Origin of the sequence: Terrabacter sp. Ter38, assembly GCF_024519435.1 — a bacterium.
Lineage (GTDB): Bacteria > Actinomycetota > Actinomycetes > Actinomycetales > Dermatophilaceae > Terrabacter.
Genome location: NZ_JALJRZ010000010.1, coordinates 20,555 through 39,191 on the forward strand (window position 1 = coordinate 20,555; position 18,637 = coordinate 39,191).

The following is an 18,637-nucleotide window of genomic DNA, read 5'->3' on the forward strand; positions in this document are numbered from 1 at the left end:
ACGAGTGGTCACCGCCGACCGCGAACGGGTTGTCACTCAGGCGCGGTGCAGGTAGGTGAGCCGGCGCACCTTCGAGACCGCCCAGGCGAGCACGGCGTAGATGAGCCAGCTCACGACCGAGAGCCACGTGTAGTTCGAGGCCTTGGTCAGCACCGCGACGAGCGAGCCGAGCACGACGACCGTGAGGGCCGGCACGGCGTACCAGGCGACGACCATCTGGGGACGCAGCATGAAGGTGGGGGAGCCGCGGAAGGCCGCCAGCACGTTGCCGGCGACGACGAGCACGAGGATCAGCCACAGCGACAGGGGCGCACTGGCCGGCAGCGACCCGAAGGCGCCGGCGACGGCGACCCAGCCGCCGAGCACGAGCACCGTCAGCGCGGTCGGGACCGTCACGTGGGCGACGGCCTCGGTCAGCTCGCCGGTGCCGAGCAGGGAGGGAGTGCCGACGTTGTCGGCCTGCAGGCGCAGGCCCTCCGCCCACGCGCCGAAACCGAGGTACAGCGGCAGCAGGCCGATCGTCGCTGCGATGCTCGGCGCCGCCGGCTGCGTGAACGCCCACGTGACGATCGCGCCGCCCAGGACCGTGAGGCCGAGGCCCGAGAGGAACGCGCCCGGTGTGCGCCGCAGGCCGATGACGTCGCGGCGGACGAGCACGCCGAAGGGGCGGCCGGGGCGAAGGCGGGCGGAGCGTCCGTGCCGGACGGGACGGGTCAGGGCGAGCCGCGCCGTGCGGAGGTTGCCCGTGAGGGCGGACCCGGCCATGGTCGAGGTGTTGGCGGAGTGGGCCCGCAGCGACTCGGCGTGCAGCTCCCGCAGGGCGTCGGGGACGCGCCAGAGCAGGCTGAGGCCGCGGTCGGGCCCGGGCCAGGACCGCACCTGCGACCAGAGCCAGAGGCGGGTCGCGAGGACCCCGAGCGCGGTGCCGACGAGCGTGGTGACGATGACCGTCATGACCCCGGCGAGGTGCGCGAAGGCGAGACCGCCGCCGACGGTGAGGCCGCTGAGCGCCCCGACGAAGATCCCGCCGACGGCGGCGTAGCGCCACCACCGGCGGAGTGCGAGAGCGCGGTCGAGCGGCACCGGGAGCACGAGGTCGATCCACGGCATGGGCGGCACGACCGGCCCGCGGAAGCGGCCGGCGAAGACGACGGCGCCGAGCAGAGCCGCCACCGACGCGACGAGCAGAGCGATCGCCTCCGGGGAGCTGAGCTGGTCACCCAGCGACGAGGCGTCGGACGTGCGGAACACCGCCTGGACGATCGGCAGGCCGTAGACGAGGGCACCGAGGAAGAGGACGTAGCCGGCATACAGCCCCTGCTGCCTCGCCTTGCGCGCGGGCTCGCCGCCGATGACCCAGTCGGCCTGGCCGAGGAGCTCGTGGTCGTCGTAGTCGACCTCGGTCGGTGCCGTGAGGTCGCGTGCCGAGCCGTCGTATGCCGTCTCGCCGGGCGTCCGGGTCGCCGGCGGCGCCGGCGTCGGCTCGGGGACCGTGGGCTCGGGGGCCGTGGGTTCGAGGGTCGTGGGTTCGGGGGTCGTCGGTGCGGGAGCGGCCTTTCTGCGGGCCGGCTGCTTGCGCTTGCTCATCGTCGGTGCGCGCTCAGCGCGCCGGGACGATGTCGACGACGCGGGTCGCGAGGGTGGCGGTCAGCTCGGGGTCGTGGCAGGCCATGACGACCGTGCCGCCGGACTCGGTGCGCTCGCGGATCAGCTCGGCGACGACCTGGCGCTTGCCGGTGTCGAGCCGCTGCTCGGGCTCGTCGAGGAGCACGACGCTGGCGGGGCGCGAGAAGGTCAGCGCGAGCCGGAAGAGCTGCTCCTGACCCGACGACAGCTCGTGTGGGAAACGGTCGTCGAGGTGGGCGATGCCGAGGCGGTCGAGGAGGGCGAGGCTCCGGTCGTCGGACGTGGCCGGGTCACCGCCCCACGTCGAGTCGATGAGGACGAGGTGGTCGACGAGAGTCAGGTCGCGGTAGGTCGTCGGCGCGCCGAGCAGGGCCGCAACGGCGGCGCGGACCGTCCGGTCGCGCTCGTCGGCCTCGCGACCTCCGATGGTCGCGGTCCCCGTACTGGGAACGAGCAGACCGCCGATGATCCGCAGCAGGGTCGTCTTGCCCGAGCCGTTGGGACCCCGGAGCACGATGCACTCGCCGGGATCGGCGCTGACGTCGGTCGGCAGCAGCAGGGTCGTCTCGTCGATCGTCTTGCCGACGCCCTCCGCACGGACCTCACCGGTCAGCACTGCGACCGCACCCATCTGCGTCCATCCCTTCGTCGACCCTGTCGAGCTGTCGGAAGCCACCGTATGCCGCCCGGCTCGGAATGCCCTGACCGGGAGGAGATGTCCACGGCCGTGAGGGAGCGACGTCGAGGCGTCGGGTCAGCCCTGGGTGCCGACGGGCGGGCCCAGGAGCAGGGCGACACCGGTCAGCGCGAGCACGGCGACGACGCCGACACCCACGGCGACGAGCGGGCGGGCGAGCAGCGCGGCGACGAGGCGTTCTGCCGGGGTGGACGGGGTGTCGCCGCCGCGGCCGAGGCGCCAGCCGCCGTCGAGGCGCCCGCGACGCTCGAGGCGTCGCTCCCACCACACGGTGAGGAACGGCGGCACCGCGCTGAGCAGGCCGAGCAGCCCCTCGCGGGCGGTCCAGCGCTGGTTGACCCAGAGCAGGAGCGTCACGAGGCAGAACGCGATGAACACGACGCCGTGCACGAGTCCGAAGACCCTGACCCCCACCTCGGTCGTGCGGGTCACGTACTTGAGGAACATCCCGAGCAGCAGCAGCGCCCACGTCACCACCTCCGCGAGGGCGATCCGGCGGTAGAGGGAACGAGGGGTCATGCGGAGATCTCCTACGTCGTGTCGTACTGGAGCGCCCAGTGTGCCAAACGGCCGGAAGGCAGCCGCAGGCACCCCGACGGGTGACCCCCACGCACGCCGGCACAGGGGTATGCCGTCGCGGCGGCGTGCGACGGCATACCTCGGGTGGCGCGTCGTCAGCGCCGCGCCACCTTCGCGGACCGGACGACGCGGACGCTCGTGCCGATGATCCACACGTCGATGAGGGTCTGTGCGGCGAAGAGGTTGGAGACCTGCGGGTTGCCCGTGACGGCCAGCAGCGGGGCGGCGACCGCGAAACCGAGGCCCCCGACGACAGCAAGGACGGCGAGGATCCGGGCGGGCCACGTCGGTGTCGCCCGTGCGACCGCGACGGCGAGCAGAGCCACAGACACGCCGACGAGCGGGGTCGTGAGAGGCGAGAGCGCCAGATGGGTGTCGACCATCGGGGTCGCGCCGCCGGCCTCCAGCGCGTCGTGCTCGCCGCCGGCGAGCAGGTGCGGCACGAACTCCGGTGTGGCGACGGCCCAGGCGACGATGGTCCCGGTGAGCCACGGCCGGACCCGGGCCGGGAAGGTGTCGTGGCGCCGGAGCAGGACGAGGCCGACCAGCGCCGTCAGCATGCCAGCGAGGAGCACGGCGTGCGCGGGCAGCCAGACCGGAGACCCGATGAGGGCGAGGAGGCTCTCGTGCATCGAACCCGACGTCTCGTGCGGGTGCATCGTCCCGCCGACGGCGAGCAGTGCCCCACCGACGCCGAAGACCACGGCGGCCCGACGGGCGAGGCGTGACGGGGCGGACGGGCGTGCCGACCCGGGCGCGGTGATGGTCCCGGCTGCGCGGCCCGCGAGCGCCTCGCCGACCGTCCCGCCCACGAGGGCGCTCATCGCGTGGCCTCGAGGGTGTTGTGGGTGACGGAGATCTGCCAGGTGTCGCCGACGCGGACGACGACCGAGGTCGAGGTGGCGGTGTGCAGGCCGGCCAACGGACCGCTCGGGACGTCCAGCGAGTTGCGCGACGTCGCGACGATGACGTCGTCGGCGAGGTGGCGTGCGTCCACGAGCTCCATCCGGTTCGTGCTGCCGGCGTAGATGGTCGCGAAGATCCCCGCGTGCCCGCCGGCGATGGCGTCGCGTCCTCGGTGGTGCTCGCCGCGGATGTCCACGAAGGTCGCGTCCGCGGCATAGGGCGCGCCGAAGCGCTGGCCGTCACCGGCGTTCCAGGCCGACTCGAGGCGCCGCAGGACGGCGGCGGCCGTGTCGCGTGCGGCCCCGTCCGTGGCGGCGGTGTGCGGCGCGGCTTCGGCGGCCGACGGGTCCAGCTGGGTCGTGCTCATGGTGCTCTCCTTTGAGTGAGTTGCTCATGATTGATTGAGCAATACTCAGTCAATATAGAACCACTCAGTCGACCTGTACAGTGGTTGTCGTGAAAAGCTCCGAGCCCGCCCCGCGCGCCTACCGCTCCGCCCTCCGCGAGGAGCAGGCCGAGCAGACGAAGGAACGCATCGCCCGGGCCGCCCGGCAGCGCTTCATCGAGTCGGGGTGGGCCGGCACGAGCGTGCGCTCGGTCGCGGCGGATGCCGGAGTCTCCGAGGCCACGGTCTACGCGGTCTACGGCACCAAGGCGGGGCTCGCGGCCTCCCTCGTCGAGAGCGGCGAGCTGGATGCCGGGGTCGAGCAGGTGGCCCGCGAGATCGAGGCGGCGCAGGGCGACCCCGCAGGGCAGCTCGCCGCGTTCATCCGGTTCGACCGGCGACTCTTCGAGCGGGGTGGTGACGGCCTCCGGCTCACGGTCGAAGGCGGGCGCAACGAACCCGCGCTCGCCGCGGCGTACGAGCATGGCCGGGCCCGCGGCGACGCGAACCGTCGCCGGATGTTCGCCTCGTGGCCGAGCGGGACGCTGCGCGACGGACTCGCGCTGGACCGGGCGCTGGATGTCTACGCGACGGTGTGCTCGATCCAGACCTTCGACATCGCGACGAGGGAGCGCGGCTGGTCCGTCGACGAGGTCGAGCAGTGGTGGGTCGAGACGCTCACCGAACTGCTGCTCGCATGACCCGCGCCGCTGTCGGGAGCGCCCCGGTCAGCCGTCCCGTCGGGCGAGGGTCAGGGCGAAGTCGCCGTCGTCGTCGGTCCAGGTGCGCTCGACCGTGAAGCCCGCCGCGCCCAGCTCGTCGCGCAGGCTCTCGCGGCGGAACTTCGTCGAGATCTCGACGCGGATCTCCTCGCCGTGCGCCAGCTCGAACGTCAGGTCGGCCCCGGGGATGACCACCCGCTGCGGCATGTCTGCGCGCAGCCGGAGGTCCATCCGCTCCTGACGCGGGTCCCAGAACGGGACGTACGAGAAGGCCTCGATGTCGAAGTCGGCGCCGAGCTCGCGGTTGAGCACGCGCAGGCAGTTCGTGACGAACCGCGCCGTGACTCCGCGGCTGTCGTCGTAGGCGGCGATGAGCCGGTCGGTGCTCTTGACGAGGTCGGTGCCGAGCAGGAACCAGTCACCCGGCTCGAGGCTGTCGTGCAGGGCCCCGAGGAAGGCGGCCCGCTCCTCGACGTAGAAGTTGCCGATGGTCCCGCCGAGGAAGGCGACGAGCCGCCTCCCGCCCCGCGGCAGGTGCCCGAGGTGCAGCGTGAAGTCACCGACGAGGGCCTCGACGCGCAGCGACGGGTAGCGCTCGGAGAGCATCGCCGCCGCGTCGCGCAGCGTCTGCTCGGACACGTCGACCGGGACGAAACGCTCGAGGCTCCCGCGCGCGGCGAACGCGTCGAGGAGGGTGCGGGTCTTGTCGCTCGTGCCGCTGCCGAGCTCGACGACGGTCGTCGCATCGCACGCCGCGACGATGTCGGCTGCATGGCCGCGCAGGATCGCCCGCTCGCACTCGGTCGGGTAGTACTCCGGGAGTCGCGTGATCTCGTCGAAGAGGTCGGAGCCGACGTCGTCGTAGAGCCACTTCGGCGGGAGCGTGCGCGGTTGCGACCCGAGCCCACGGCGTACGTCGTCGACGAGCGCTCCCGACGCCCAGGCGGGGTCGAGCGCGACGGTGACGACCGGCTCGCGGGCGCTCACCGGCGCTCACCCCCGTCGGCGAGGCGGACTCCGGACAGCGCCCAGCGTGAGGCCGCCGGGAAGAAGTTGCGGTAGGTCGCCCGGGCGTGACCGGGCGGGGTCAGGGCGCACCCGCCGCGCAGGACCATCTGGCCCGACATGAACTTGCCGTTGTACTCGCCGATGGCGCCGGCCGGCGGGTGGTATCCCGGGTAGGCGAGGTAGGCCGAGCTCGTCCACTCCCAGCAGTCGCCGTAGACCTGGCGCAGGTGGCCGGTGCTCGGGCCGGCCGGGCGCGGGTGGAACGTCTCGGTGTCGGCGAGGTTGGCGCCGGTGGCCGGCGGCTCGGACTGGCCGTCGGCGACGACGGCGTGCTCCCACTCGCCCTCGGTGGGGAGCCGCTTGCCCGCCCACGTGGCGTACGCGTCGGCCTCGTAGTGGCTGACGTGGCTCACCGGGAGCCCCGGGTCGACGGGGCGGGTGCCGCTCAGCGTGTGCTCGAACCACACCCCGTCGACCTCCGCCCAGTAGAAGGGCGCTCGCCACCCCTCGGCGCGCACCTTCCCCCAGCCGTCGGAGAGCCACAGCTCGTGGCGCTCGTAGCCGCGGTCGGCCATGAAGGCGAGCCACTCGCCATTGGTGACGAGGCGGTCGGCGAGGCGGTAGGGCTCGAGCCACTGCTGGTGCAGCGGCAGCTCGTTGTCGAAGCTGAACCCGCCACCACGGTGACCCACCTCGACGAGGCCGCCCTCGACGTCGACCCAGCCCAACGGGTCTGGAGCCGACGGCGCGAGGGGACTGCCGGCATACGTCGGCTGGAGGGGGTTGACCGACAGCACGTGCTTGATGTCCATGAGGAGCAGCTCCTGGTGCTGCTGCTCGTGGTGGAAGCCGAGCTCGATGGTGGACGTGAGCTTCTCGAGCGAACCGCCGTCGAGGGTCGTGACGAGGTCGCGCATCCGGGAGTCGACGTCGGCGCGGTAGAGGCCGACGTCGTGGGCGCCCGGGCGGGTGATGAACCCTCGCTCGGCGCGGGCATAGCGGGGCCCGACACCTTCGTAGTAGCTGTTGAAGAGGAACCAGTAGCGGTCCTGGTAGGGCTTGAACGACGGCTCGTGGTCGGCGAGCACGAAGGTCTCGAAGAACCACGTGACGTGCGCGCGGTGCCACTTCGTCGGCGACACGTCGGGCATCGTCTGGACGGTCTGGTCCTCGGGGGACAGCGGGGCGGCGAGCGTCTCGGTGTGGGCTCGCACCTCGTCGTAGCGGGCGACGAGCGTGCCGGCGTCCCAGGTCGGGTCGGGCATGGGTGACCTCCTCCGTCGGCCGCTGGTGCACCGTGCGCCGCGGACCGGTGCATCGACCCTAGGCACACCCGGTGACAGTCGCGCGTCCGACCGACGGTCCGTCAGGAGGTGTTCACCCTCTCGACGGCCCGGATCGGCCGGACGGTGCGCCGCCAACGGCTCCTCGGTCGGCGTTCCCGGCGTCGGTCGTGGCCGTTAGGGTTTCGGGCATGGCCACCGCCCTGTACCGCCGCTACCGGCCCGAGAGCTTCGCCGACGTCATCGGCCAGGAGCACGTGACGGAGCCGCTCATGCAGGCGCTGCGCACGGGTCGGGTCAACCACGCCTACCTCTTCAGCGGCCCGCGCGGCTGCGGCAAGACGACGAGCGCGCGCATCCTCGCGCGCTGCCTCAACTGCGAGCAGGGTCCGACGCCGATCCCGTGCGGCACGTGCGACTCGTGCGTGGCGCTCGCGCGCGGTGGCTCCGGCTCGGTCGACGTCATCGAGATCGACGCCGCGAGCCACGGTGGTGTCGACGACGCCCGCGACCTGCGCGAACGGGCCAGCTACGGCCCGGCGCAGAGCCGCTTCAAGATCTACATCATCGACGAGGCGCACATGGTGACGCCGCAGGGCTTCAACGCGCTGCTCAAGATCGTCGAGGAGCCGCCGGAGCACGTGAAGTTCGTCTTCGCGACGACCGAGCCCGAGAAGGTCATCGGCACGATCCGGTCGCGCACGCACCACTACCCCTTCCGCCTCGTCCCGCCGGCCAAGCTGTCGACCTACATGGAGCGGCTCCTCGAGTCCGAGCACGTCGCGGTCCAGCCGGGCGTGCTCAGCTTCGTGACGCGCGCCGGCGGCGGCTCGGTGCGTGACTCGCTGTCCGTCCTCGACCAGCTCATCGCCGGCTCGGGTCCGGAGGGGCTCACCTACGACGGCGCCGTGTCGCTGCTCGGCTTCACCGACGGCGAGCTGCTCGACAGCACCGTCGACGCGATGGCTGCCGGCGACGGTGCGGCGACCTTCCGCCAGATCGACCGGGTCATCGAGTCGGGCCACGACCCGCGACGGTTCGTCGAGGACCTCCTCGAGCGGCTGCGCGACCTCATCATCGTCGCGGCCATCCCCGAGGGCGTCTCGCAGGTGCTGCGCGGCGTCCCCGAGGACCAGCTCGAGCGCATGCGGGTGCAGCAGGCGGCGTTCGGCCCGGGCGCGCTGTCGCGCGCGGCCGACATCGTCAACACCGGCCTCACCGAGATGACCGGTGCCACTGCGCCTCGGCTCCAGCTCGAGCTCATCTGTGCCCGCATCCTCCTGCCGGCCGCCTCCGGGGAGCAGGGGTATGCCGCTCGCCTCGACCGTCTCGAGCGGCGCCTCGACGTGGGTGGGGTCCCGACCGCTGCCCGTGCCGACGTCCCGCCCGTGGGGGCGTCGATGAGCGCGCCGTCCGCGACACCGTCTGCCGCGTCCGCCTCCGCCCCGTCGGCCTCCGGGTCCTCGGCCGTGTCTGCCCCGCCGCGCACCGTCTCCGACTACACACCTCCGTCGAGCGGCGGTGGGTCAGGTCCCTCGCACGCCGCCGGTGGCATGGGTGGGGGCGGTCGCAGCGCCGGCGCCGACACCGGAACGGCTGCGGTCGCGTCAGCTGGTCCGTCGGGTCCGGGTGGTGCGGGCCGCGTCGACGCCGTGCGCGCCGAGGTCGGCTCCCCGCCGGTCATGACGCCGGACGAGTCCGTCGGCGGCCCGTCGTCCGTCGACGAGGCGCACACCGGCGGCCGGCACCTCGCCGGCGCCTCCGACGAGGTCACGACCGAGGTCGGGCCCCCGTCCGCGTCGGTCACGACGCCTGCGCCGGCGGCGCCCACCGACGACGCGGCCGCCGCTGCGCCGAGCGGCTCCGGCGGCGGCATGGACACCGACGCCATCCGGCGGGCCTGGCCCAACGTGCTCGGCCGCATCTTCACGATGCGGCGCATCACCTGGACCTTCGTGTCGCAGAACGCCCAGGTCACCGCCTTCGACGGCAAGAAGCTGACCCTCGGCATCGCGACGGCCGGCCTGACGCAGACCTTCCGCGCGGGCAACCACGCCGACATCGTCCGGCAGGCCCTCATCGACGAGCTCGGCGTCGACGCCATCGTCGACGGCGTCCACGTCGACGCGGTCTCGCAGCAGGCCCCCGTCGCACCGCCCCCCGGAGCGGTCCCTCCCGGCCTGCCGGACCCTCCCAGCAAGGGCGCGCCCGGCGGTCTGGACGCCGGTCAGCCCTCGGGCCAGGGTGATGGCGGCGGAGGCCGTCCGTCGTGGGGTGATGCCGGCGCGGGGCATGAGTCCGCCGGCTCCCGAGACAGCGCTCCGAGCGGGGCCGGCGGATTCGGAGGATCGTCCCCGTCCGGAGGCAGCGCCTCGTCGCCTGCGGGCGCGCGCGGCACGACGGCCCTCGCTGATGCCGGGCTGAGCCCGGTCTCCGGCCGCTCGCTCGAGGACAACGCCGGCTGGGGTTCGGCGACCGGGCCCGCCCCCGACTGGGCCACCGCCCCCGCCGGGGAGTCGCCGGCGTCCGGTGCATCGGGTGGGGCTGCTCAGACGGCAGCCCCCGCCGTCGGGGTCCCGGCAGCAGCGGGCGGGTCCGCCGGGGCAGAGGTGCCCACCGACTCCGCCGTGCGCGGGGCGAGTGCCGTCCGACAGTCGTTCGCCCAGGCCAGGTCGCGTGCCGGAGGCTCTCGCGTGACCGACGACGACCAGCCGCCGCAGCCGGTCACCGACGACTCGGCGGTCAGCGACGACGACGAGGACATCGAGCAGTCCGGGGACGTCGGACGCTCCGTCATCGAGAAGGTGCTCGGCGGTCGGGTCGTCCAGGAGCTCGAGAACTGACGTCGCGCGCTGTGTCGAGCCGCTCCGGTCCCGTCAGCGGCGCCCGGCGAGGCCGCGGGTGCCGACACGTGGGCGACGCCAGGGCGTGGCAGTCGTCGCGACCGGGAACGCCTGCGGCAGCTGCTGACCCACGGTTGGGAGAATGTTCATTCACGGGTGGGCGTACGCCTCTCGGGAGTAGCGTCACAAGGTGACCTTCGAGGTTGCGGCGGACGCCTACAACCGCTTCATGGGGCGTTACTCAGGGCCGCTCGCCACACGATTTGCCGACTGGTCCGGTGTTGCGGGACCGGGTCGGGCCATCGACGTGGGCTGCGGGACGGGCGCCCTGACCCGGGTGCTCATCGACCGGTTGGGGGTCGACGGAGTCTCGGCGGTCGACCCGTCGCAACAGCTGCTCGCGGCGCTGCGCCAGTCGTTCCCGACCTTGGACGTGCAGACGGGAACGGCCGAGGCGCTGCCCTTTCCCGACGACCTCTTCGACCACGCGCTCGCCCAGCTCGTCGTCAGCTTCATGGCCGACCCGGTGCTCGGCCTGCACGAGATGGCTCGGGTCACGCGGCCGGGCGGGACCGTCTCGGCGTGCGTGTGGGACCTCGCCGGTGGGGGAGCTCCGCTCACGGTCTTCTGGCAGGCGGTCCGCGACCTCGACCCAGGCGTCGACGACGAGTCGGGGATGAGCGGGGTCCGCGAGGGCGAGCTGGCGCACCTCGTCGACCGGGCCGGACTCAACCAGATCGAGGACACCGCCCTCACGGTGACGGTGCGGCACCCGACCTTCGAGGACTGGTGGGACCCCTACACCCTCGGAGTCGGCCCGGCGGGGGCACACGTGCAGAGCCTCGACGAGGTCGGACGCGTACGGCTGCGCGAGCACTGCCGCGAGCTGCTGCCCGAGCCGCCCTTCTACATCATGGCCACCGCCTGGGCCGTCCGCGCCCGCGCCTGACGCCTCGTCCACCCGCGTCTGGCGCCTCGTCCACCCGCGTCTGGCGCCTCCGCGCCCGCCGCGCTCCGGCCCGCCACCCGGCATACCAAGGCGTGAACACAGCGCCGCTGCGACGCACACCCCACACCGGACGGCGCGCCAACGGCCCTAGGCTGTGGCCCATGTTCTACAGCCTCGGGCGCAACCTCCTGTACCCGCTGTCCCATGCGCTGTACCGGCCCACCATCGAGGGCAAGGAGAACATCCCGCGCGAGGGTGGCGTGGTCGTGGCGAGCAACCACCGGTCGTTCATCGACTCCTTCGCGATCCCGCTCGCTTCGCCGCGGCAGGTGCGCTTCCTCGCCAAGGAGGAGTACTGGACGGGCACGGGCGTCGGCGGCTTCGTGCGCAAGGGCTTTTTCAGCGCCGTCGGGATGGTGCCGGTGAACCGGCACTCGCCGACCGCCGCGCAGGAGAGCCTCGACGCGGCACTGGAGGTGCTCAAGGCGGGCGACGCGTTCGGCATCTACCCGGAGGGCACCCGCTCGCGGGACGGCCGGCTCTACCGTGGGCGCACGGGCGTGGCGTGGCTCGCGCTCACCGCGCAGGTCCCCGTCGTGCCGGTCGGGCTCATCGGGACCGAGGACATCCAACCCGTCGGGGCGAGGTTCCCTCGGCTCGCCAAGGTCACGGTGCGCTTCGGTGAGCCGATCGGGATCGAGGAGTACGCCGGCATGCCGGCGGGCAAGGCACGGCGCCTGCTGACCGACCGGGTCATGGAGGCCATCGCCGAGCTGAGCGGCCAGGAGCGCGTCGACACCTACAACGAGGTGCCGGGCGGCGAGCCCGCGATCTGAGGCCCGGCGTTGCAGATGCGACCCAGTCGCATCTAGCGTGGAGCCGTGACCCTGACGTCCCCACGCCCGAGCTCGGGCCCCCGCTCGGCGGTGCGTCCGCGGCTCTCCCGGGACGAGCGACGCAGCCTCGTCGGGATGGCGGCGTTCGTGGCCGTGCTGCACGTCGTCGGCTGGGGACTGCTCCTCCTCGTCGTGGCACCGGCGGAGTACCGCGTCGGCGGCCAGGTCTTCGGTGTCGGGCTCGGCGTCACGGCCTACACCCTCGGGATGCGCCACGCCTTCGACGCCGACCACATCGCCGCCATCGACAACACGACCCGCAAGCTGCTCGCCGACGGCCGGCCGGCGATGAGCGTGGGCTTCTGGTTCAGCCTGGGGCACTCGTCGGTCGTCTTCGTCATGGTCATGCTCGTGGCCCTGGGCATCCGGGCCCTCGCCGGCGCCCTCGAGGACGACGGTTCGGCGCTGCAGCAGGCGACCGGCGTCTGGGGCACGACGGTCTCGGGCGTCTTCCTCGTGCTCATCGGCCTCATCAACCTCGCGGCGCTCGTCGGCATCCTCAAGGTCTTCCGCCGGATGCGCTCGGGGCACTACGACGAGGCCGAGCTCGAGCGGCAGCTCGACAAGCGCGGCTTCCTCAACCGCGTCCTCGGACGCGTCACGCGGGCCGTGCGCACGCCGTGGCACATGTACCCGGTGGGGCTGCTCTTCGGCCTCGGTTTCGACACGGTGACGGAGGTGGGCCTGCTCGTCATCGCCGGCGGCGCTGCCGCGGCCGCCCTGCCCTGGTATGCCGTCCTCACCCTCCCCGTGCTCTTCGCCGCAGGCATGTCCCTCCTGGACAGCCTCGACGGGTCGTTCATGAGCGTCGCCTACGGCTGGGCGTTCAACCGGCCGGTCCGCAAGATCTTCTACAACATCACCGTCACGTCGCTGTCGGTGGCCGTCGCCCTCCTCATCGGCGTCATCGAGCTCGTCGGGCTGCTCGCCGAAAAGCTCGACGTCACGACCGGTCCGGTCGCCTGGGTCGCCTCGATCGACCTCGCCGACGTCGGTTTCTGGATCGTCGGGCTCTTCGTCCTCACCTGGGTCGTGGCGCTCGCCGTGTGGCGGCTCGGGCGCATCGAGGAGCGGTGGTCGGCGACGCTCGCCGACTGATCGTGACGCGAGCCGCGCGCGCTGGTCAGGTGCGGACGGCCTCGAACGCGTCGCGGAAGTGCGGCAGGGCAGCCTCGACCGACTGAGCCGTCGCGGTCAGGCAGATCCGGAACCAGCCCGGCGTCTCGAAGAGGGTGCCGGGCATGACGAGGACGCCGCGCCTCGAGAGGTCGTCGACGAACGCCTCGTCGTCGGGGGCGGGCGAGCGCGGCCAGAGGTAGAACGTGCCGTCCGGGGACGTGACCTCGTAGCCGAATCCCCGCAGCGCGTCGACGAGGCGGTCGCGCTTCGTCTCGAGCCCCGTGACGTCGTGCGAGAGTTCCTCGAGCCGGGGCGTCGCGTGCTGCATGACGGCGTTCGGGAAGAGCCATCCGGCCGCGATCTGCATCATCTCGATGGCCTCGAGCAGTGACGAGCGGTCCTCGAGGGCCGGCGGCACGGCGAGGTAGCCGAGGCGCTGGCCGGGAGCGAGCAGCGTCTTGCCGTAGGAGTAACAGATCAGGGTGTGGGGGTAGAACTCGGCCGGGCTGTGGAACTCGCTGCGGGAGAAGACAATCCGGTTGTAGGGCTCGTCCGAGACGATCCAGATCCGTGAGCCGTGGCGCGCCGAGGCCTCGTCGAGCAGCTCGGCAAGGCGGCGCAGCAGGTCGGGTGGGTAGATCCGGCCCGACGGGTTGTTGGGGGTGTTGACGACGACGATGCGCGTGCGCGGCGTGATGGCCGCGGCGATGGCGTCGAGGTCCAGGTCGAAGGCCGGCTGGAGGGCCGGGACCTTGACGGGCACGAGCCCGGCCTCGAGGGCGAGCGGCTCGTAGAGGAACCACGGGGGCAGCGTGTAGACGACCTCCTCGCCGGGGTCGGCGAGGACCTTCATCGCCACGGTGATGGCTCCGAACCCACCGGTCGTCATGCGGACGTCGTCGACGCCCCAGCCGAGGGGCACGACCCGTTCGAGCGAGGCCGCGGCCGCTGCCTGTGCCGCGACCTCGCTCTGCTTGTAGGCGAACCACAGCTCGTCGCGGGGCAGCGCGGCCTCGCGGAGGGCGTCGACGTAGGCCGGCACCTGCAGCTCGTGGGGGTCGCCGAACGTGAAGTCGAGGACTCCCGGCTCGAGACGGCGCTCGGCGTAGCCGGAGTGCATCCGGAAGCCGAACATCGTCCGGAAGGGCACGGCGCCCAGGATGCGTTCGCTGCGCCGGGACACCGTCCGGTCGTCCATCTGGTCACCCACTCCCGACACCCCGCTCGACCCGTCGCCCCCTGACGTTGCTTCGTCACGCTAGTCCGGTGCGGCGGTGCGCAGCAGGTGATTGCGGGGCTTAGTGTTGCGGTGTGTACGAAGGCGCGGTGCAGGACCTGATCGACGAGCTCGGACGACTCCCCGGAGTCGGTCCCAAGAGCGCCCAGCGCATCGCCTTCCACCTGCTCCAGACCGACTCCGACGACGTGACCCGGCTCGTCACGGCGCTCACCGAGGTCAAGGCCCGGGTCCGCTTCTGCGAGCAGTGCGGCAACGTCGCCGAGGCCGAGCGGTGCCGCATCTGCGCCGACCCGCGTCGCGACCAGACGGCGATCTGCGTCGTCGAGGAGCCCAAGGACGTCGTCGCCATCGAGCGCACCCGCGAGTTCCGTGGCACCTACCACGTGCTCGGCGGTGCGATCAGCCCCATCGACGGCATCGGTCCCGACGACCTGCGGGTGCGTGAGCTCATGGTGCGCCTGGCCTCCGGCGAGGTGCAGGAGGTCATCATCGCGACCGACCCCAACCTCGAGGGCGAGGCCACGGCCACCTACCTCAGCCGGCTTCTGCGCGACGTCGGCCTCACCGTGACCCGCCTCGCGTCGGGCCTGCCCGTCGGCGGCGACCTCGAGTACGCCGACGAGGTGACCCTCGGGCGGGCCTTCGAGGGCCGCCGCCGCGTCGACGCCTGACCGACCCGGTCGAACGACCGGACGAGGACGTATGCCGTCCCGCTCACTCGAGTGGACGAGGGTGGGAGCTGGCGGCCCGGGGTCACCGGGGTCCACCGAGCGCGACCGGGGGACACGGCATACGGCATGCTGGGGACCATGACTGACGAGCCGCAGGACGAGGGCCGCCCGGATCAGGTCGACGACCTGTCGGGCCTGGCCGACCTGACCGCCGCGGAGGCGAGCGCCTTCCTCACCTCCGTCACGGAGGTCGCGTCAGGCAGCTCCCCCGAGACCGCGCTCCCGCTGATGACCCTCGCCCTGTCGCAGGTGCTCGTCGCCGGGGCGCGGCTCGGCGCCATCCAAGACGTCGTGCCCGAGGAGCGCTTCGAGCCGGATGCGGCCGACGACGACGCGGACCCGCTGCGCACGGGCCTCGCCAACGTCTTCGTCGGCATCGACGACTACGTCTACGTCATCGACCCGATCACCTCCTCCGACCGCGCCGACGGGTCGATCACCAACGACCTCGTCGACGTGGCGGTGTCGCTGAGCCATGGGCTCAAGCACTACGCCGCCGGTCGGAGGCTCGAGGCGCTGTGGTGGTGGCAGTTCGGCTACCTGTCCAACTGGGGCGACCGGGGGATGACGGCGCTCCGGTCACTCCACTCGATCCTCGCCCACCTGCGGCTCGACGCCGACGAGGAGGCCGTGGGCGAGGCGGAGTTCGACGCGCTGCACCCGTAGCCCGCGCAAGAACGTTCGGGGCACGGGACGAATCGGCGCACATCTCACCATCGCGACGGCCCGCTGGACGTCCTGCGAGCCCGCCTAGACTCGGAGCCGCCGCAGACCACCGAGGAGATCCGGAGCCAGTGTGAGCATCGTCGTCCAGAAGTACGGCGGGTCGTCCGTCGCCGATGCCGAGGCCATCAAGCGTGTGGCCCGGCGCATCGTCGAGACGCAGCGGGCGGGCCACTCCGTCTGCGTCGTCGTCTCCGCGATGGGTGACACGACCGACGAGCTGATGGATCTCGCCGAGCAGGTCACGCCGGCCCCGCCGGCGCGCGAGCTCGACATGCTCCTGACGTCGGGCGAGCGCATCTCGATGGCGCTCGTCGCGATGGCCATCGCCCAGCTCGGGGCCGAGGCGCGCTCCTTCACCGGCAGCCAGGCAGGCGTCATCACCGACGACGCCCACGGCGCCGCCCGGATCATCGACGTGACCCCCGGCCGCATCCAGAGCGCGCTCGACGCCGGTCACATCGCCATCGTCGCCGGCTTCCAGGGCGTCAGCCAGACGACGAAGGACATCACGACCCTGGGCCGCGGCGGCTCCGACACGACGGCCGTGGCGCTCGCCGCCGCCCTCGGGGCCGACGTCTGCGAGATCTACACCGACGTCGACGGCGTCTTCACCGCCGACCCGCGCGTGCTGCCCAACGCCCGCAAGCTCGACGTCCTGTCGATGGAGGAGATGCTCGACCTCGCCGCCAACGGCAGCAAGATCCTGCACCTGCGCTGCGTCGAGTACGCCCGCCGCTACGGCATCCCGATCCACGTCCGCTCGTCGTGGTCGCGGAAGCCCGGCACGTGGATCAAGGACAACCCCTACGAAGGAGAAGGCGCCGTGGAGGCACCGATCATCGCCGGCATCGCCCACGACCGCAGCGAGGCCAAGATCACGATCGTCGGCGTGCCCGACCGGGTCGGCATCGCCGCGAAGATCTTCGGGGCCATCGCCGAGGCCGGCCTCAACATCGACATGATCGTGCAGAACGTGTCGGCCGCCGAGACGGCCAAGACCGACATCTCCTTCACGCTGCCCAAGGCCGACGGGCCCAAGGCGATGTCGGTGCTCCAGTCGATCAAGCACGAGGTCGAGTACGCCGACCTCCGCTTCGACGACGGCGTCGGCAAGATCGCCCTCGTCGGCGCCGGCATGAAGAGCCACCCCGGTGTCTCGGCCCGCTTCTTCGGCGCCCTCGCCGAGGCCGGCATCAACATCGAGATGATCTCGACGTCCGAGATCCGCGTCTCGGCCGTGACCCGCGCCGAGGACCTCGACGACGCGGTCCGCGCCGTGCACACCGCCTTCGGTCTCGACTCGACCGAGGACGCCATCGTCTACGGCGGCACCGGCCGCTGAGCGCGCCGACGGGCCCGATCGCGGCTAGTTTCGGGAGGCATGAGACTCCCGACGCGATCCGTCCTGCTCGCAGCCGCCACCACCGCGCTCGTCGCCTCCGCGACCACTGCGTATGCCGTGTCGCCCGGTGCCGTGGGACGTGACGCTCCCACGAAGGCCGGGGCGACGGCATACGGCTGGACGGTCACGCCCACCGGAACGACCGAGCGCTTGCGCGGCCTGGCGCCCGTCTCACGCGACGTGGCGTGGGTGAGCGGCTCGAACGGCACCGTGCTGCGCACCACCGACGGCGGCAGGACGTGGACCGACGTCAGCCCGCAGGGACTGGGCACCGCGGTGCTGCAGTTCCGCGACATCGAGGCCTTCGACGCGCGGCACGCCGTCATCCTCTCGATCGGGGAGGGTGAGGACTCGCGCATCCTCGTCACCGACGACGGCGGCGCGACCTGGACCGAGAGCTTCCGCAACACCGACCCGGCCGCCTTCTACGACTGCATGGCGTTCAGCTCGCCGCGCCGCGGTCTCGCGATGAGCGACCCGGTCGACGGGAGGTTCCGGCTCGTCGAGACCTCCGACGGCGGCCGTTCGTGGACGCCCGTCGAGGCGGCCGGGATGCTGGCCGCGCAGACGGGCGAGTTCGCCTTCGCGGCGTCGGGGACCTGCCTCGCGGCGGGCGTCGGCGGTCGCACCTACCTCGTGAGCGGCGGGGTCCACCCGGCGCGCGTCTTCACCTCCGCAGACCACGGACACACGTGGACCGTCGCCGACAGCCCGGTGGCCGGTGGCGCGTCGGCCGGCATCTTCTCCGTGAGCTTCCGGGACGCCCGGCGCGGCGTCATCGTCGGCGGCGACTTCGCCGCCCCGACCGGCGCCGTCGACAACGCGGCGTGGACCTCCGACGGCGGCCGCACGTGGACGAAGTCGTCGACCAATCCGTCGGGCTACCGGTCAGGGTCGGCGTGGGTGCCGCACACGGCACGCACCGTGCTGGCGGTGGGCCCGTCGGGCTCCGACGTCTCGACCGACGGTGGCCGCACGTGGTCGACGTTCGACACCGGCAGCTTCGACTCCGTCGAGTGCACGCACGACGGCGCCTGCTGGGCGTCCGGCGAGCAGGGCCGGGTCGGCGTCCTCACCCGCTGACGCAGCGCGCGCCGGGCCATCGCGTGGGTCTGGTCGGTGGTCCGGCGGCCCGGGCGGCGCCGAAAGGCACAGGTTCGCGTCAGGGACCCGTGGGTATGGTCGAAGAGGTAGCGCGACAACCACCTACTCGGGGCGATAGGTAATGACTGACGTGACCCCTCACGAATCACATCTGCAGAGCGACGGCTCGGTCTTCCCGCCCGTCACGCCCGACCCCCCTCCGCCGCCCGGTCACGCGGAGATCAAGGTGCCCGACATCGTGCCGGTCGCCTCCCCGGACGGTCCCGACACCGAGGTGTCGAGCCGCGAGACGACGGACGCGACCTCCGAGGTCGCGGGCGTGCGGCCCGACCCCGCGGACTGAGCAGCACCCGTCCGCCCACCACGCCGAGCCGCGCAGCACTGCGGCGCGGCGTGGTGGGGGTGCGGTTGGGGCTCGACC

Annotated in this window: 18 protein-coding genes; 10 read left to right on the plus strand and 8 right to left on the minus strand. The window is 72.5% G+C overall.

What is annotated here, in order from left to right:
• Positions 1-36 precede the first annotated feature (36 nt).
• The 5 genes from NR112_RS18075 to NR112_RS18095 all read right to left on the minus strand — a co-directional run bounded on the left by NR112_RS18075 (position 37) and on the right by NR112_RS18095 (position 4,175).
• Positions 37-1,587 (minus strand): DUF4175 domain-containing protein, encoded by a 1,551-nt coding sequence (locus NR112_RS18075; protein WP_256795683.1) that lies wholly within the window; start codon positions 1,585-1,587, stop codon positions 37-39.
• Positions 1,588-1,600: 13 nt separating this feature from the next.
• Positions 1,601-2,257 (minus strand): ABC transporter ATP-binding protein, encoded by a 657-nt coding sequence (locus tag NR112_RS18080; RefSeq protein ID WP_020145753.1) that lies wholly within the window; start codon positions 2,255-2,257, stop codon positions 1,601-1,603.
• Between the two features lie 123 nt (positions 2,258-2,380).
• A complete protein-coding gene (locus tag NR112_RS18085; protein WP_256795684.1) occupies positions 2,381-2,842 on the minus strand; it encodes a DUF3817 domain-containing protein in 462 nt (153 codons plus the stop codon).
• Positions 2,843-2,997: 155 nt separating this feature from the next.
• Entirely contained in the window at positions 2,998-3,726 is a 729-nt protein-coding gene (locus NR112_RS18090; RefSeq protein WP_256795685.1) for a hypothetical protein, read from the minus strand.
• Entirely contained in the window at positions 3,723-4,175 is a 453-nt protein-coding gene (locus NR112_RS18095) for an SgcJ/EcaC family oxidoreductase (protein WP_256795686.1), read from the minus strand. Before NR112_RS18095 ends, NR112_RS18090 begins: the two co-directional genes overlap by 4 nt.
• 89 nt (positions 4,176-4,264) lie before the next feature.
• Between NR112_RS18095 and NR112_RS18100 the strand changes: the two genes are divergently transcribed.
• Positions 4,265-4,894 carry a TetR/AcrR family transcriptional regulator gene (locus tag NR112_RS18100; protein ID WP_256795687.1) on the plus strand — a complete coding sequence of 210 codons (630 nt, stop codon included), beginning with the start codon at positions 4,265-4,267 and terminating at the stop codon, positions 4,892-4,894.
• A gap of 27 nt (positions 4,895-4,921) precedes the next feature.
• Here NR112_RS18100 and egtD read toward each other — a convergent pair whose 3' ends face one another.
• A complete protein-coding gene (gene egtD, locus NR112_RS18105; RefSeq protein WP_256795688.1) occupies positions 4,922-5,902 on the minus strand; it encodes an L-histidine N(alpha)-methyltransferase in 981 nt (326 codons plus the stop codon).
• Positions 5,899-7,188, minus strand: a complete 1,290-nt coding sequence (egtB, locus tag NR112_RS18110) for an ergothioneine biosynthesis protein EgtB (protein WP_256795689.1) — start codon at positions 7,186-7,188, stop codon at positions 5,899-5,901. The genes egtD and egtB overlap by 4 nt, the downstream gene beginning before the upstream one ends.
• A 209-nt stretch (positions 7,189-7,397) precedes the next feature.
• On the opposite strand from egtB, the gene NR112_RS18115 reads away from it, so the two are divergent.
• From NR112_RS18115 to NR112_RS18130, 4 genes are all read left to right on the plus strand, one after another.
• Entirely contained in the window at positions 7,398-10,049 is a 2,652-nt protein-coding gene (locus tag NR112_RS18115) for a DNA polymerase III subunit gamma and tau (protein ID WP_256795690.1), read from the plus strand.
• 190 nt (positions 10,050-10,239) lie between these two features.
• Positions 10,240-10,998, plus strand: a complete 759-nt coding sequence (locus tag NR112_RS18120) for a class I SAM-dependent methyltransferase (protein WP_256795691.1) — start codon at positions 10,240-10,242, stop codon at positions 10,996-10,998.
• A 161-nt stretch (positions 10,999-11,159) separates the two neighbouring features.
• Positions 11,160-11,834, plus strand: a complete 675-nt coding sequence (locus tag NR112_RS18125) for a 1-acyl-sn-glycerol-3-phosphate acyltransferase (protein WP_256795692.1) — start codon at positions 11,160-11,162, stop codon at positions 11,832-11,834.
• A 45-nt stretch (positions 11,835-11,879) separates the two neighbouring features.
• Positions 11,880-12,992 carry a HoxN/HupN/NixA family nickel/cobalt transporter gene (locus NR112_RS18130; protein WP_256795693.1) on the plus strand — a complete coding sequence of 371 codons (1,113 nt, stop codon included), beginning with the start codon at positions 11,880-11,882 and terminating at the stop codon, positions 12,990-12,992.
• Positions 12,993-13,017: 25 nt separating this feature from the next.
• Here NR112_RS18130 and NR112_RS18135 read toward each other — a convergent pair whose 3' ends face one another.
• A complete protein-coding gene (locus NR112_RS18135) occupies positions 13,018-14,211 on the minus strand; it encodes an aminotransferase class I/II-fold pyridoxal phosphate-dependent enzyme (RefSeq protein ID WP_256795694.1) in 1,194 nt (397 codons plus the stop codon).
• Positions 14,212-14,324: 113 nt separating this feature from the next.
• On the opposite strand from NR112_RS18135, the gene recR reads away from it, so the two are divergent.
• The 5 genes from recR to NR112_RS18160 all read left to right on the plus strand — a co-directional run bounded on the left by recR (position 14,325) and on the right by NR112_RS18160 (position 18,559).
• Positions 14,325-14,924: a recombination mediator RecR gene (gene recR / locus NR112_RS18140; RefSeq protein WP_020145767.1), complete on the plus strand. Its 600-nt coding sequence runs from the start codon at positions 14,325-14,327 to the stop codon at positions 14,922-14,924.
• 138 nt (positions 14,925-15,062) lie between these two features.
• Positions 15,063-15,650 (plus strand): DUF5063 domain-containing protein, encoded by a 588-nt coding sequence (locus NR112_RS18145; protein ID WP_256795695.1) that lies wholly within the window; start codon positions 15,063-15,065, stop codon positions 15,648-15,650.
• A 130-nt stretch (positions 15,651-15,780) separates the two neighbouring features.
• Positions 15,781-17,052, plus strand: a complete 1,272-nt coding sequence (locus NR112_RS18150; protein ID WP_256795696.1) for an aspartate kinase — start codon at positions 15,781-15,783, stop codon at positions 17,050-17,052.
• Between the two features lie 39 nt (positions 17,053-17,091).
• On the plus strand, positions 17,092-18,195 hold the full coding sequence (locus NR112_RS18155; protein ID WP_256795697.1) for an oxidoreductase: 1,104 nt from the start codon (positions 17,092-17,094) through the stop codon (positions 18,193-18,195).
• Positions 18,196-18,346: 151 nt separating this feature from the next.
• Positions 18,347-18,559 (plus strand): hypothetical protein, encoded by a 213-nt coding sequence (locus tag NR112_RS18160; RefSeq protein WP_256795698.1) that lies wholly within the window; start codon positions 18,347-18,349, stop codon positions 18,557-18,559.
• Positions 18,560-18,637: the final 78 nt, after the last annotated feature.